Here is a 14,140-nt window from a genome sequence, read left to right on the forward strand (position 1 = left end):
GCTCATAACCTGAAGGTCGCAGGTTCAAATCCTGCTCCCGCAACCAACTATAGCGAACCAGCCGCCGCAAGGCGGCTTTTGTCGTTCTGGGATGCCCCCAACGCAAGCAGACCCGCCAGTTCCCCAACAAGTTCAATCGTATATTCCCCGTCTTCCGGGACCAATCGAATCTCAGCCAGCAGGCCGCGAATGACGGATGTTGCCTCAGCTTGCGACGAGGGATCGCGCAGCGCCATGGTCAAGTTGGTGACTTGTTCTCGGTAAACATCGGACAAACCGGGGTGCAGCATAACTGGGGGGTCATCCGATGCCGAATTGATGGTGTCTTGGAGTTCGGATTTGCGTGCCTCTAACGCTGTCAGCTTTTCCTTCATGCTAGAGTGGAACATCCCGTCAGTGATGGCGTCGATGAGATTGGCGATCTTACTCTCTACCTGCGCCAGTTCGCGTTCGGCTTTACCCCTCTCCTGTTGAATGGACCTAGCAAGGCGGTTGTATTCCTCTTGATAGGCTTTGGCGAATTCTGCAATCAGATCGGGGTGCAGCAACTGTTCCTTGAGGCCGGAGAGAACACGGTCCTCCAATTCCGAACGTTTGATCGTCAACCGGTTGTCGCAGGTGCCTTTGTTCCGTTGGGTGGAACACCCGTAGTAGTGTTTGCCGACTTGGATGACACCGCCGCCACAACACCCACAGGTCAGCATGCCGGAAAACAGATACCGAGCCCGCTTGGTGCGGCCCAGCTTCCGGATGCCATCGCTGATTGCGGTATTGCGTGTTTGTTCCTGCCGTTTCTTTACGGCGTGCCACAGGTCATCAGTTACGATCCGAAGATCGGGCACGTCTTCTATGACCCATTCTTCGGGCGGGTTTGGGCGAGCTTGCCGTCTACCGGAGTTTGGGTCTTTCAAAAAGCGTTGTCGGTTCCAGACCAACCGCCCGACGTAGAGTTCGTTGTTCAAGATGCCGGTGCCCCGTTGGTGGTTGCCATAGATGGTTGATGCACCCCAAGTGCCGCGCGGTCCGGGAATGCCCTCTTCGTTCAGGTTGGCAGCGATGGCACGTGGGCTAAGACCATGGCTGTAGTCACGGAAGATGCGTCGGACGACCTCAGACTGACCCTCATTGATCCGGCGGTCCCCTGTGGTGATAGACCCGTTTGCGCCGATGTCTCGCACAACGTCATAGCCGTAGGTGATACCACCTGCTGACTTACCTTTGCGCACACGCCCCTCAAGTCCTCGATGGGTCTTTTGAGCCAGGTCTTTCAGGAACAGGCTGCTCATGGTCCCCTTGAGGCCGATATGCAGTTCTGAAATCTCCCCCTCTGCCACGGTCACAATCGGGATGCCTTGGAACCGCATCTGTTTGAAGAAGGCGGCGATGTGTTCCTGATCGCGGCTGATCCGGTCGAGACCTTCAGCCACAACAGCATCGAACTGGTTGAGACGTGCGTCTTCCAACAGTTGCTGGTAGCCGGGGCGGAGATGCGACGCGCCGCTGAGCCCCCGGTCGGAATAGGTTTGCGTCTCCTGCCAGCCGTTACCATCGATGAGGCGTAGACACAGTCGATGCTGGTCTTCTATGGAGGCGTCACTTTGAAGGTCGGTGGAATAGCGGGCGTAGATAGCGGCGCGCATAGGTCAGGCCTTTCGAACTGAGAAACAATTTGGCCCAACCCATTATAGGCATGGATTGGGCCGTGTCTGCCACTTTCGATTGCAACCCGTTGCAATGAAAAATGGCTTCATCACGGGAGGTTACCTGTGTCCGCTAGCGACGTTTGGGCGGGATTGCTGCGCGTTTGCCACCCAAGGTCTTCAATTTTGCTTCCAACAGAGATTGGTAATCGTCACAGGCCGACAATCCGGTGGCACGGTTGTAGTGTTTCTGGGACATGTCCAACGTCGCGTGCCCAAGGATATCCCGGATGATGTTGACATGTTCCGGGTCTGTCTCGGCGATGGTGGTTGCCGCAATGTGCCGAAACTTGTGCGTGCGCAACTCAACACCGAGAAGCCGCTGTGCCACTTTCGGCAACTCACGAGAGAGGCCATCTGGTGTGATCGGGTCTCCATATTGGCTGATCCAGAGCGCATTGGATGTCTTTGAGCCAAGGAGGGCCGGACGATGGATGTCCAAATAGGACACCATCGGCTGTACCAGAACCTTGGGTAGAGGAAACCAGCGCTCTTTTTTATCTTTGGTGTCCTCAGCCGAAAGATAAACCTCGAACCCTTCGGAGATTTTGCGCAGATGCCGATCCGTTGTCAGCGCCAGCAACGTGCGACGACGCACAGGTCGAGAGATCAAAAAGGCAATCGTCAGGCCTGCGCGAAAGTGGATTGCGCGCTTCAGATCGCTAAGGGACGGATCACCTTCAATCTCTTGGAGCCATTGCAAGCTTTTGGTCATAACGTCCCTCGCGGACACCGAGACCGGCTTAGGCAGGCTTTTGCGGTCGGCCAAATGTACCAAGCGGTTAGACAGCTTGTTCAGCCAGTCCCAATCTCCTGACGGGTCCATGACCTTTGCAAGCACATACAGATCACAAATCATGTTCTTGAGCGTCACAGCGTTCACGCGGGCTTCTGCCTCTTCCAGAAATCCTCGTACTGCGTCTTTGGTAACGCGATCTGTCGGGGGCTGATCCAAAAGGAAAGGCTGATGGCGCTTTATCCATGACAGCCAGTATCCGTAGCTCTGGCGTCGTTTGGTGCGGCTGCCTTCGGACCAACTCGTACAGAGGCCTGTACCGTCAAAGATGTCACCTTCCGCGAACAGGGCTTCCCAGGCGGCTTTATCCGCCTGGGGCCAATCTTGATAAAGAAGAACAAGAGGAACGGGATTAGTCATCGGACGTCCCCCGGAACTTCGAGAGAACCACCTCATCATAGTGATTGTGCGCCCACTGGTTGTTGAACGGTGCGTAGAAATCCATCGTGGTCTGGAGGCGTTTGTGCTTGAGCAGACGGCGCACGGTCTCGAAATCACCGGGGCGTTCTTCGAGGTACAGTTTGGCTGCGATGTGACGGAACAGATGCGGGTGAACCTTCAAACCCGTCTCCCGATAGACCCGCTGGGTCAGTTCACTACCAAAGTTGCTAGACGCGCGAGACTTCCCGTCGCCGCTGCGCGGGAACAGGGCACGGCCATTCGCTTGCGACACCTGTGATCGGAATTGCATGATGTAACGGTGCACCAGCTTAGAACCGCGGGCGTTCAGTTTGACCTCAATCGGCTCGCCATTCTTGACCTCAATCCCTTCGATACGAATGGAATAATAGGTGTGCGTGCCCGAGCGGGCAGGGATCAAATGTTTGTCCAAGTCAAGGCTTGCGAGGTTTTTGACGCGCATGGGACAGCTCAAGAGGATGGCCAGCGCTGCCGCGTGCATCGCCGCTAGAGCGCTGTCACGCCGGGTCGGATTGTCATCCGCCCGTGCCATCAACGTATCCGGAAGGCCTAGCAACAGAGCGACATTCTCCCAGTCGTTGAACTGAGCGAGGCGCTCGGCGTTTTTGGGGCTCATACCGCGAGGGCTGGATGCAACGCGTTTGTGAATGTCTTTGAGCGCTTTGATGGTATCCTCCGGCGCGTTGAGGTAGTGACGTGCAATGGTGATACAGGTTGCCGCGACATTGCTCAGTCCGGACGGCAGACCATTGGTCCCAAGCCGGTCTATGATCGTCCGGAAGGCTGTTTTGAGATTGTGCGCCGTAACCAGCACAGAAAGGCTGGTGAACTTTTCGGGGCGTTGCCCTGCGGTTACCAGCGAGTCCAGCAATTGGCGTAGATGCGCTTCGGTGTTGCGCAGGCTGGTCTGGCGCAACGGTTTGTCAGGACCGTCATCGCTGAACAGGTCACGCTGAGCCAAGCGGTCGATATAGGCCTTGATCTCTGCTTGAAGGCTTTCCGGGTACTCCGTCAGCGGACGTGCCACGTAGCGATCAGACGGCAAGCGATCCAAACGAGTAAGATCGAGACCGTGTTTGCCAATCACGTGGTTCCAAGTGTCGATCATGGACTGAGTGTATTTTGTAGGTTCATTCTTCAGCAGCACAGCGTCGAGGGTTGCCTGAAACGCCTGAACCACTTCGTGATCCACGTCTGTGGGCTGAATCGACTGGGCGCTGCAATAGCGCGCGAACCGCTTCAGCCCCCAAACTTGATGGCTGGACTGGACAGTCTTCAGAAGCGTATCCCATTCCGATGTCAGGTCAGACTTGGCTTCAAAATCCTGCAAAACCCCGACTGCACGCAACGCACTGGCGAGATCGCTTTTGGTGGTGCTAAGGGTTTTAGGCTTTACGCCGCAGGCGGCTGGATGCAGCGATTCCAGCAGTTTGCGCAGTTGCGGGATGTCGGTCGGAATATCCGACGTAGGACGGTTCATGTAAGTACTGATGCGAGAGATCGCCGACAGTTTGGACTGTTGGCGTTTCTTGTCGGTGTCTGGATTGGACGTCAAAATGTCCAATACTTCGGCCAGCGTTGTCGGTGGTTGGATATCTTGGTGATGGGTCATGATAAACCTCTTCGATTTTGAGATTGGGTACAAAAGGGGACATTTGGGGACATGCAGACCCATGGCGGCCCTCTCGCGGACATTCGGGAAATCAAGGGTGTGAATTTATAGCCAAAATCCATGACCCCGTTTTCCCGACCACCGGAAAAGCCGATGAATATGAGGGATTTAGAGAACATGGGCCGCTGCCTGATTGCCGCGTTGTTTGGCAAGGGCGTACAGGTCGCTGCGCGCAACGCGCCAATCGCGACCCAATCGGGTGGCAGGCAGGTCACCGGATTTGATCCAACGGCGAACGGTCTTGGTGCTGATGCAGAACAGAGCAGCGACATCGCGCACGCTGAGATAGGCGGCATCCCCCGTGATCGGCAGATCAACCATGATCCACCTCCGGATCTTCACCGATGCAACGGGTTGCAAAGTCAGTCCGTGCCGCCTCGCGCGCCAAAAGGCGTACGAGCGCAATCAGAGGTTCGGGGATATCAAGTTTGGGCAGGTTGCCCGTGGAATCGGTAGACGAACACGTCATCGATGCGTTCCTTTTTAAGGAACCGCTCGAAGCAATGATCGCAATGTTTTGGCTTAGGAGTGCACTCCAGACGACAAAACACTGACCTCAAATGAGATCAGGATCACTGCCATCGAGTGCGTCGAGAACGAAGAGCCGTTCTGTCCAATCCCAATAGTGGCGGCCCAGCTATCACGGCTGGTGGTTACAAGTTCGCATAGGATATGTGATGGTTCCGGACTGTCAAGCCGTATGGTGGTGTCGCAGGTCATGCTTGTATGTATACGGGTCAGGCAGCGCTCTACACGTGTAACATAATGAAAGATAGTGCATTTTTGAAAATTCGGCTTGGATGGTTGGATTAAGCATAATAACTTCGATCGTAAGGGTGCCGGGTGAGTGCCTGGATACCTCCTCTCTCTGACAAGCGACGAGGCCACTCCAGTCGGTAAACGCCGATATGTGTCAACCCGGTACCCGATCTCATCAGCGCAGATAGCAACGGGATCAGTCCCAACCCCGCTTGACCGCACCGGATAGAGTGATGGTAATCTTTTCGGCCATCATGTGATCCGGGTAGTTCTTGAACATGAAAATCTTGCTGAATCCGCACCGTGTTCCAAGACCTCGACTGTGCTGGATACGGTAGCCTTGGCTCACGCGTTCACGCACTTCTTGAACCATGTCATGGTCGTTGATCTTCAAGTCCCGGATCGCGTCTTCTTTCAACCGACGGTCTCCTAACCGGCCATCCAAGCTGGTTGGGCGATGAAAATACTCTGAAATCTGAAGCAGGATTTGGTTCGCGCGTGCTCGCAAATGCGATGGTAGGTGACCAACACAGTGTAGGTACGCAGCCCGGTTCCGAATGTCATCGCGTAGCTTCTGGCAATTGGCCAAATCGCCGAAGAACCGCCCATAGAGTTGAGGCTTGTCCACCGGTGGGGTCCGTTTGCGGGGTACAAAGTCGAAGGGAGGTTTTGGGGCGCGTGGGTCAAAGGTCATGTCAGTCTCCGTTCGTGCGACATCGCAAAATAATTGCGAATAATCATGGGTGTAGTACACATTGTGCACTTTGAATGTTTCGACATTACACGGGGTAAGGTAGCTGTCCACAGAAAAATGAGACTTATAAGTCGTGGTCGTATAGGACTCATTAGACGATCCATCGAAGCCGATGGATGTACGCAAACGCATAGGCTGGAACTTGAGAAGAATGCGGAAGGAAAAACGCATTACTCAAGAAGACTTTGCAACGGACAGCGGGTTTGATCGAGGGTATATTAGTGGAGTTGAAAGAGGCGTTCGGAACCCCTCAGCTCAAGTTCTAGAAAGGCTTGCGAATGCCCTACAAGTGGATGTCGCGGAATTCTTTGATTTAAGCAAAGCAGAGGAGTTTAAACGGTCAGTCTAGCCTTGATAAAAGGGCTTGTTTATACCTAACCCTTTCCATGTAAGTGTCACGCTAGAGAACGCAAAGAAATCCAGTGGCGGTACCCGCAGGTCCGTTTTGACGTCACGCTACTTAGGCCGTTAAAAGGTTGGCTTTGCACAGAAAGGCGACATTGACATAACTCGCTAACGACGTTGGGTGCCGAGTTTGGAATTCAGTTGTCCTCCGTTCAACGAAGTCTACAAATTGCTCGATATCGGCATCGTTGTACTACGAACCTATTGAGTTTCGTGGTGAAGGGGTTATCAGAGGGTAAGATCCGCAAGCAGATCCTTCCATCATGCATTGTGATGGCTATACAGAACGTCAGCGGGATTTCCCCTTACGTATCCTTAGATTACGGTTAATTACCGTGTAAACGAAAGAGTGCTTGCGGATCGCTTCATATGACGAAAATTTACAAACATGGGCTTGCTGAATTGAAGCAGTGCTCAAGCCTTTCAGACGTCGCGTACTTGCTTGACGTCGAACCTAGGTTCTTGTCGAAATCGATTTACAAGACCGTCGACGAGCACAAGTATCAAGTCTTCAAAATCAAGAAGAAAAATGGCACGGACCGAGAGATTTTTGCTCCTAATTCCGATTTGAAATTTATGCAATCTCGGCTGAGCCGGCTATTGTATCAGTGCTATTTTGATATCTACGGCGCTCCAAACAATCCCATGAGGATACTATCCCACGGTTTTCAAAAGAAGCGCGGCTTGTCGATTTATACGAATGCGTCGCGACACACTTCACGAAGATTCGTGTTCAACACTGATTTGGAAGACTTCTTCCCAAGCTTCAACTTTGGCCGAGTTCGCGGGTTCTTCATAAAGCACAACAAATTCGGAATTGGTGAAAAGGCCGCCACCGCAATTTCGCAATTGGCCTGCTTCAAAAATATCTTGCCTCAAGGAGCGCCTTCATCACCGATAATTTCGGAATTTTTGGCTCAACCCTTGGATGTTGCTCTGCAGAGGTTGGCCAAAGACCATCGATGCACATACTCTAGATATGCCGATGACATTACGTTTTCTACCAATCTTCGGGACTTTCCCAGCAAGATAGCATTTCCTTCTCCCGTCCCTAATAAATGGGTTGTAGGGCCGACCTTGGAGCGTGAGATCACTCGCTGCGGTTTCAATATCAACACCACAAAATCACGAATGCAGCATCGTACGCATTGGCAATCTGTAACCAACCTTACCGTAAATGAAGGGGTTAATATTAAAAAGCACTACTATAAGGGTGCTAGGTTCTGCGCCCATGCGATGATGACCACGGGCAAAGCCCACGCAAGCGATAAGCTGAATTTGCAGCATGATGAGCTGACGTCAAATCAAATCTGGGGAAAATTACGGCACATCTGCGATATCAAGGATCGATCTCGAGCTGTTCACCCTATTCGCCAATACTCAAACGCGAACCCAGCGCCCCACTACTTGAGACTTTCCGGTGACTTTTTCCACTACCATCGTATCTATACGTCGCCAAAACCGTTGGTAGTTTGCGAAGGGAAAACAGACTATACGTACTTGAAGGAGGCGATACACTGGCACAAGGCCGAAGCAAGAGTAGCTGCAAATCTTATTGATATCTCGAAATTTCCGACCAAAGGGAAAAAGGCAAAAGGCGACCATTGGGGCGTTGATTTTGTAAAGCACTCCACATCTGCGGATCGATTTCTTGATTTAAGCGGAGGCGGTGCAAACTTAGTAAAGTTTTGTTCCCGCCACCTTGAGCGTACAAAAAGGTATCACGCTCACGCTGAGCAGAAACCTGTGATAGTCATCGTCGACAATGACAAGCAAAGCGAAGGAATGTGGACTTTCATCAAAAGAGAAACCAATTCCACTGCAACGATAGACGGATCGAGTCCCTATTACAAAGTTGCGGACAGCCTTTACGTAGTTCCGATTCCAAAGCCCGCAGGTTCTCCTAAGGATTTCTATATTGAGATGCTCTTTCCTGAGAACTGGAGGAAACACGAGTTGGGTGGAAGAAAACCCAAGCTGGTACAAAAGAAAAATGAAAAGCTTAAGCCTAACGAATATGGAAAAAGTGATTTCGCGAGCAAAGTAGTCAGAGCCAACAGGGGGAAGGTTGATTGTAGTGCTTTCGGCCCGTTGCTTCAAACCGTGTGCGACATCATCGAGGGGAAAGCAAATTGACCCAACCGCACAAGTTTTCTTAATCCCTTGATGTCAACGATCGATCTGAAGGTGAGAAGCTACGGCTGATGCGTATGGAAAGTCCGCTCGGCAGACACCTGCTATCTGATAGTCGGATTTTCTGCTCGTTAGTGAAATTCGACTTTCATTTTCTGCTGTACAGTTAAGCAGATTCTTACGAAAAAACCGGACGATTTCGAAAAGCTCAGGACGCTATTAGCCTTAGCCAATCAAAGCTTCCCAACCGTCATTTGCCGTGGTGAAGTGATTGCAGGAAGGGATGGACTAAAGAGGTTGCTAACAATCATCTCACTTGTGTCCATCCGTTGTACAACACCAGCTCCAGCAGCTGAATACCGCATATCCACAGCGGTTCGCCCGGGGTGCGCACTATACATCTGGCGTGCTTCTGGACACTGGTCATATGAAAGTAGCCATCGACCCTCTAGATTTTTTAGTGTTTCGGCCAAACGTTTATGGTCCTGGCTCTCAAACCAGAACCGGTAGAGCTTATCCGCTTTATGAAAAAAAGGAGGGTCCAAGTACCAAAAATCATCAAAATCAATCTTCGTCTTACGAGACCGACCCGATCGAAAATAACCCATAAACCTTCGAAAATCGACGTTTCGAACGCGAACCCGTCCACTAAACTTCTGCAACCTGAAGATTCGCTCTGCTAAGGCCTCTTGGTTGTAGCGGCAACCAATATCGTATTGTGAGGCTTGGGATTGCCCCCCGATTGGTCCTGCCGCATTGTGTAGCGCGCCAGAAAAGCTGGTTCTGTTCAAGAAGAGGCACTTGAAGGCGATGTCTATCTGGCTTTCGTATTCCGATCCTTTGACTTCGTGCCATTTTTCCAAGCTGGCTGGTGTGTCATAGATCCGATCCACAAGATCAAATGCTTTATCTGAGAATACCACGTGCCAGAACGTGGCGACCAACGGGTCGATATCGTTAAGAACGGCTTCTTCGGCTAGGCCTGCTTCAAGAAATGCGATTGACACTGCCCCGCCACCTACAAATGGCTCAAGAATACGACCTAGCCGCTTAACGCCAGCATTGTCGAGCATGCGACCTATCTGGGCAACGAGTTTTCTTTTGCCGCCAGGGTAACGCAGCGGTGACAGGTATGGCCTCTTCGCTACAGTAGACAGGCCCAGTTCAAATCTTCCATACTCGTTTGCCATATTGCCTGTACTTTTCTTTCAGTTTTTTTGGAGGGGGCTGCAAATGCTGCGAAGTTCTGCTCTCAGTTCTTTTCAGTAAGTACAACATAGATTCCATGCTTGGTAAACGGCACCCGAGACTTGCCGATGTTCTAGTATTCTCTCCCCTTTAGTGCTCTACCGGAGTGCGTAAACTAAACCCTTGCACCTGACGCTGCCACTATACTCCGAAGAAAATCATCAAGGTTTTTACCTGTTGGGCGATGCGCAATGGATGCGTAGGAATTCGCTAAATGCTGCGCAATATTAGCATTCTCGTAAAGTGGTGTCTCGAGCATGTTGAGGACTGAAATGGCGCGGTCGACAAGAGGGCCATAACTGTTGATATCTGACTTCAAGGTTTGGAAATTTGCAATGCGCTTTGAGGAGAAAGGGTAGGCTATGCAAAGATGAAACATACGTCCGGCAGGAGAACTATAGAGGAAGTCCTGCCCGTAGTGGGTGCGCTCTCCGAAGTTTCGAGAGAGGTTTTTGGGACCTTTGTCGATATGCGTGTAACGATAAATATCATCCAAAGGCACTAAAAGAGCACGTTGGTCGTCTGGACCGGACCTAATTATCGACTTGATCGCTTCGCCGTGTTCTACAACAGGACCTGACTTAGCTACTCCTATTACAAGTGGGCGTTTCCAAGGATCACCGAATCTCTCTCCAACCGAGTGTACCAATTCCATGATTGGACGATGAAAAACTGCAGGTTCGCCGTTGATGGACAATGGTCCGTCCATCATAACAACTAGATCTGAAAGAGCGGAGCGATACTGTGAGTCACTGTCCAAAGCACGTAGAACATGCGCCAGCAAAATGTGTTCAATTGCGTTCATAGCTCTTTGGTAACAGCCAGTGTTATCGCCTTCGTCCACAAAGACATCGTGAAGCCTCAGTACATCAGTGATGAACAGGCGTTCGCCATCGCTGCCAGGAATCTCGACGTAACCCGGATCGACGGGGATAAGAATTTCTTCTTTAAACTTTTCCCCAGTAAGCGGGTTGTTCAGTTCTTGAACAAGGACATACTCTTTACCGCCTTTACTGCTAACCCGACCCAGCCGACGGATCAATTCTACGAAGGTGTCAATGAGCCGCGACCCCCATCCCTCGAAAATCTCGTTATGAAATGCGTCGAAGAGAAACTGTCGGAAAGTGGAGAGAGGCGAGAGGCCCGACAAACTCATCCCGGCACCGGTTAAAGCAATACCATAGGCATTAGAATCTCGAGTCACTCGAGCTGCACCGATCTGGCTGACAAATCCATCACTTTTACGGAGTTTGTGGAAAGCCTGGATCTCTATCATGACTTGGCTGAATTTTAGGAATCCGCACCGGATGGAGGGGAAATCATCCCTGGCACTGGCCTCATAACGGGATCCATCACAGGCGATAATGCGCCCCTGCTTCGGTTTGTATATCCGTTCTGTAACATTAATGACCTTGTCGCGAATTATAGCCCGGCAGGGTTCTGGGTCGGGAAAAGAGGCTTCGCACTGAGAGATTGCCTGCCTTACCGTTTCGTTCGCCAAGAAGGTTTCTCCGCCCAGAAATGAGGCGGATTCGCGCTTGAAGGGCATCTGTTTCTCCTATTGTGCCTCAGGGGTGAGCGGCTTGAACCAACCAGTATTGCCAGCGCTCGTAGCGTTTGCCTTGGCTGTGTCATAGCGGGATGAGACCTGTATAGGATCGAATTTCTTAATTTGTGTTGGCGTCACAAACTGCGCGCTGAGGGTCTTTATACGGGCAAAACCGACATCCTGCACTCGTTTGAGAGATTGCGCGAAATCGCCAAAATCATAATACCCAGACAGAGCCTTGATTTCTTTGTCGTTGTTCAAATGAGTTACAAAGAAATTCTCTGTCGCTGCCAAGATTGCTTCATGAACTGAACTTGGTTCTTGAGTTGCATAGACCAGCGATAGGCCAAACTTGGCACCTTCTTTCGCCAATCGTGGCCAGTCGTCAGTCAACTCATGGCTCTTGCCTATTAGATTGTGGGCCTCTTCCACGTAGACTACGATTCTCGGTGGTCGTTCGTTTCTGTTGAAGATTGCGCTTGAACGGTGAAAAAGGCCTGCAGCTAGTTTCTCAGCTAAACTGTCGCGTACCTTGGGAGAGCCCACCGAGAGATCAAGGATTACTATTCTGCCCTGCTTGAGTAATTCATAGACATCCCTAGCAAGATTGCTAGAACCATTAGCTCCGTGAAACTCTTGGCCAGCATTACGAATTGAGTTACCAGTCGTGATCGCTTGGTCCGTCTTGTTTCTTCCTACAAGGACGTTTAGCAAGGAGCGATCCTCAGTCGAAAGAACTGCATTCCCGGTGCTGGTTCTCAGGCCACGGTCATCGTCCTGATGTCCACCTAGTTCTCGATCCGAGGCGCGTACTCGCCGCCAAAACCTTGCTACATCCTCTAGGTTCCCGACCAATACCTTATTTCTAGTCCCGCGCTCTGTCAGGCCAAATGACCTTAAGACCAGCGATGCACGATCTTTCTGGGTCATTCCATCTAGCATCGCCACATTGCGGTCAATCTGAGCCTGCCGGGCTGCTCTTTGTTCCCTAGTCGCAGTATCAGCTGGCAGTGGCACTTCATCCACACCTTCTAGCGGTAGACCGGCCTGTATAGATCCCTGAGCTATTTGTGCCAAAACCCCTTGGCCAAGTCTTAGGGCTTGCTCTCTGTTGTTTCTATCGTCTGCTTTGTAATCCGCGGAGTGAAGGATGGACCGAAAGATCGATAGCTTGTTTGTGCGCCTATTGTTGTGGCTAAAGTCGCCAGCTATTTCTTCTGGGATTTCCAAGCTCAGGAAAGTTTGCATGTCGTGCGCTGAAGTGCTGATACCTTTGCTTGCAAAACCTTCTTTAATGACTTGTAGCGCGACCGGAGGGTCTTCGTAGAAGTTTACCCTTAGGTCGCGAAAGCCACGCGTTTCCATGGCGCGATACCTGACGGTGTTGTCACCAAACACATCGTTGATAGCGCTTCCGGCGTCTTGACCATTCGCGTTAGAGTATTCCCCGTTGATATCGAAAATTAACTGCCCTATGGGCTGAGATGTGATATGCGCCGTGATTGCTACTTCGCTAATCATAGTTTTGGTTGTGTTCGACTTACCGGTGCGTGTCATCCCAAAAACCGCGGTTCTCCTAGCTAGAAAGTCGGACGGGGAGATTTGGACTGGAACAAGCGCACTGGTCTCAAGGTGGGACATATGCCGTGTCGATGCATAGCGTACGTGTCCGATTTCGAACGAGCGCGGTTCGCCTACGCCGGCACTCGCGGCTTCTTCGCGCATCGTTCTCAACCGGATAGGGTCAACATAGTTGACGATTTTGGACAGCGCTTCCGCATCGGGCTTGTAAACCCGCATCCCGCGGGATGCGAAAACATCTTCTACATCTGCACCAAAAGTCAGCTGGGCTCCATCGCTGTCGGGGTCGATGTAAAATGTACCCAGAATCTTGCACTTCACGCCAGAGAGCTGCATGCGGGAAGCCGTGATATTATCGAGCCTTTCAAGGTGACCGGAGGCGGAATCCGGGTTCTCAGTAAAATATTGCTCCATAGCGCGCCGATGCTCAGCATCCTGCTGGATGTCAGAACGCCCCATGACTCGCATTAGCACGACTCGTTGGTCTACCGGATCAGCCTCAACAAACTTGGTTGGATCAAAAGTTGCAGCCACAAGGTTACTGCCGTTTGGGATACCATTGACTAAATTGCGCCACTCGTCCGAAATCATCACTAACGCTTCGTCATAGTCCAGCCGCAGTGTAAAGCCTACTCGCCTCGTATTGAAGTCTGCGTCGCCTTCAGCGCCTGATTGTAAATCGGGTTTGACAAGAGCCAAAAGTGGATTCGACGTTCCGACAATAGATTCTAAGTCGAGCATTTAGCGGCCTTTGGGTTGGAGTAGTGTATTGATTGCTGTAATGTCTCACCATGCTACTATATTTGGTGTCCGCTGCAAATGTTAAGCCCTATACGCTCGCCATTTTTTTGAGGTGGGGCAACACGAGTACAACTTGAGAATGGCTCACTACGACGAACTCAAATCAGTACTACACTTGGTGGGTCATTCTGCCGGAAGTTGTAAAGCGAGCAAAGAAGGTTGCCGGTCGTTTTTCTGGGCTCCGAAGTGGCTGCAATTTTCATGGAGATATTTTTCAATTGAAAAGCACTAATTACAGATCGACTTCGCCGGTGTTTCTCAGCCAGTTAGTATCAAAAAAGAGAGGTAGTGTTGTTATTCCACCACAACTCAAAAGTTCGAG

General features: G+C 51.3%; 11 protein-coding genes. 2 read left to right on the forward strand and 9 right to left on the reverse strand.

Features of this window, described 5'->3' with window-relative positions; genetic code table 11:
* Positions 1 to 47 precede the first annotated feature (47 nt).
* The 6 genes from ACR0NA_RS12145 to ACR0NA_RS12170 form a co-directional block, all read right to left on the reverse strand.
* Positions 48 to 1,640, reverse strand: a complete 1,593-nt coding sequence (locus tag ACR0NA_RS12145) for a recombinase family protein (RefSeq protein ID WP_480729227.1) — start codon at positions 1,638 to 1,640, stop codon at positions 48 to 50.
* Positions 1,641 to 1,773: 133 nt separating this feature from the next.
* A complete protein-coding gene (locus ACR0NA_RS12150) occupies positions 1,774 to 2,856 on the reverse strand; it encodes a tyrosine-type recombinase/integrase (protein WP_480729229.1) in 1,083 nt (360 codons plus the stop codon).
* On the reverse strand, positions 2,849 to 4,528 hold the full coding sequence (locus tag ACR0NA_RS12155; RefSeq protein ID WP_480729232.1) for a tyrosine-type recombinase/integrase: 1,680 nt from the start codon (positions 4,526 to 4,528) through the stop codon (positions 2,849 to 2,851). Before ACR0NA_RS12155 ends, ACR0NA_RS12150 begins: the two co-directional genes overlap by 8 nt.
* A gap of 168 nt (positions 4,529 to 4,696) precedes the next feature.
* Positions 4,697 to 4,909 (reverse strand): helix-turn-helix domain-containing protein, encoded by a 213-nt coding sequence (locus tag ACR0NA_RS12160; protein WP_480729236.1) that lies wholly within the window; start codon positions 4,907 to 4,909, stop codon positions 4,697 to 4,699.
* Positions 4,902 to 5,057 carry a hypothetical protein gene (locus ACR0NA_RS12165; RefSeq protein ID WP_480729238.1) on the reverse strand — a complete coding sequence of 52 codons (156 nt, stop codon included), beginning with the start codon at positions 5,055 to 5,057 and terminating at the stop codon, positions 4,902 to 4,904. Before ACR0NA_RS12165 ends, ACR0NA_RS12160 begins: the two co-directional genes overlap by 8 nt.
* A 486-nt stretch (positions 5,058 to 5,543) precedes the next feature.
* Positions 5,544 to 6,272 (reverse strand): hypothetical protein, encoded by a 729-nt coding sequence (locus ACR0NA_RS12170; protein WP_480729564.1) that lies wholly within the window; start codon positions 6,270 to 6,272, stop codon positions 5,544 to 5,546.
* Between ACR0NA_RS12170 and ACR0NA_RS12175 the strand changes: the two genes are divergently transcribed.
* Together ACR0NA_RS12175 and ACR0NA_RS12180 are read left to right on the forward strand one after the other, a co-directional pair.
* Positions 6,253 to 6,450, forward strand: coding sequence for a helix-turn-helix domain-containing protein (locus ACR0NA_RS12175; protein WP_480729535.1), 198 nt, complete (start codon positions 6,253 to 6,255; stop codon positions 6,448 to 6,450). The two genes, ACR0NA_RS12170 and ACR0NA_RS12175, sit on opposite strands and share 20 nt — an antisense overlap.
* Positions 6,451 to 6,875: 425 nt before the next feature.
* On the forward strand, positions 6,876 to 8,642 hold the full coding sequence (locus ACR0NA_RS12180) for a retron Ec67 family RNA-directed DNA polymerase/endonuclease (protein WP_480729240.1): 1,767 nt from the start codon (positions 6,876 to 6,878) through the stop codon (positions 8,640 to 8,642).
* A gap of 230 nt (positions 8,643 to 8,872) precedes the next feature.
* On the opposite strand, the gene ACR0NA_RS12185 is transcribed toward ACR0NA_RS12180, so the two are convergent.
* From ACR0NA_RS12185 to ACR0NA_RS12195, 3 genes are all read right to left on the reverse strand, one after another.
* Complete coding sequence (locus ACR0NA_RS12185; protein WP_480729242.1) at positions 8,873 to 9,829, reverse strand: DNA adenine methylase; 957 nt, start codon at positions 9,827 to 9,829, stop codon at positions 8,873 to 8,875.
* A 173-nt stretch (positions 9,830 to 10,002) separates the two neighbouring features.
* Positions 10,003 to 11,436, reverse strand: coding sequence for a hypothetical protein (locus ACR0NA_RS12190; protein WP_480729244.1), 1,434 nt, complete (start codon positions 11,434 to 11,436; stop codon positions 10,003 to 10,005).
* Positions 11,437 to 11,445: 9 nt separating this feature from the next.
* On the reverse strand, positions 11,446 to 13,758 hold the full coding sequence (locus ACR0NA_RS12195) for an ATP-binding protein (protein ID WP_480729246.1): 2,313 nt from the start codon (positions 13,756 to 13,758) through the stop codon (positions 11,446 to 11,448).
* Positions 13,759 to 14,140: the final 382 nt, after the last annotated feature.

This window comes from Ruegeria sp. C11, assembly GCF_056537725.1.

Bases quoted from the DNA above. Each gene is read 5' to 3' on its own strand.
- ACR0NA_RS12145 (WP_480729227.1), bottom strand. From the start codon at position 1,640: ATGCGCGCCGCTATCTACGCCCGCTATTCCACCGACCTTCAAAGTGAC.
- ACR0NA_RS12150 (WP_480729229.1), bottom strand. From the start codon at position 2,856: ATGACTAATCCCGTTCCTCTTGTTCTTCTTTATCAAGATTGGCCCCAG.
- ACR0NA_RS12155 (WP_480729232.1), bottom strand. From the start codon at position 4,528: ATGACCCATCACCAAGATATCCAACCACCGACAACGCTGGCCGAAGTA.
- ACR0NA_RS12160 (WP_480729236.1), bottom strand. From the start codon at position 4,909: ATGGTTGATCTGCCGATCACGGGGGATGCCGCCTATCTCAGCGTGCGC.
- ACR0NA_RS12165 (WP_480729238.1), bottom strand. From the start codon at position 5,057: ATGACGTGTTCGTCTACCGATTCCACGGGCAACCTGCCCAAACTTGAT.
- ACR0NA_RS12175 (WP_480729535.1), top strand. From the start codon at position 6,253: ATGCGGAAGGAAAAACGCATTACTCAAGAAGACTTTGCAACGGACAGC.
- ACR0NA_RS12170 (WP_480729564.1), bottom strand. From the start codon at position 6,272: ATGCGTTTTTCCTTCCGCATTCTTCTCAAGTTCCAGCCTATGCGTTTG.
- ACR0NA_RS12180 (WP_480729240.1), top strand. From the start codon at position 6,876: ATGACGAAAATTTACAAACATGGGCTTGCTGAATTGAAGCAGTGCTCA.
- ACR0NA_RS12185 (WP_480729242.1), bottom strand. From the start codon at position 9,829: ATGGCAAACGAGTATGGAAGATTTGAACTGGGCCTGTCTACTGTAGCG.
- ACR0NA_RS12190 (WP_480729244.1), bottom strand. From the start codon at position 11,436: ATGCCCTTCAAGCGCGAATCCGCCTCATTTCTGGGCGGAGAAACCTTC.
- ACR0NA_RS12195 (WP_480729246.1), bottom strand. From the start codon at position 13,758: ATGCTCGACTTAGAATCTATTGTCGGAACGTCGAATCCACTTTTGGCT.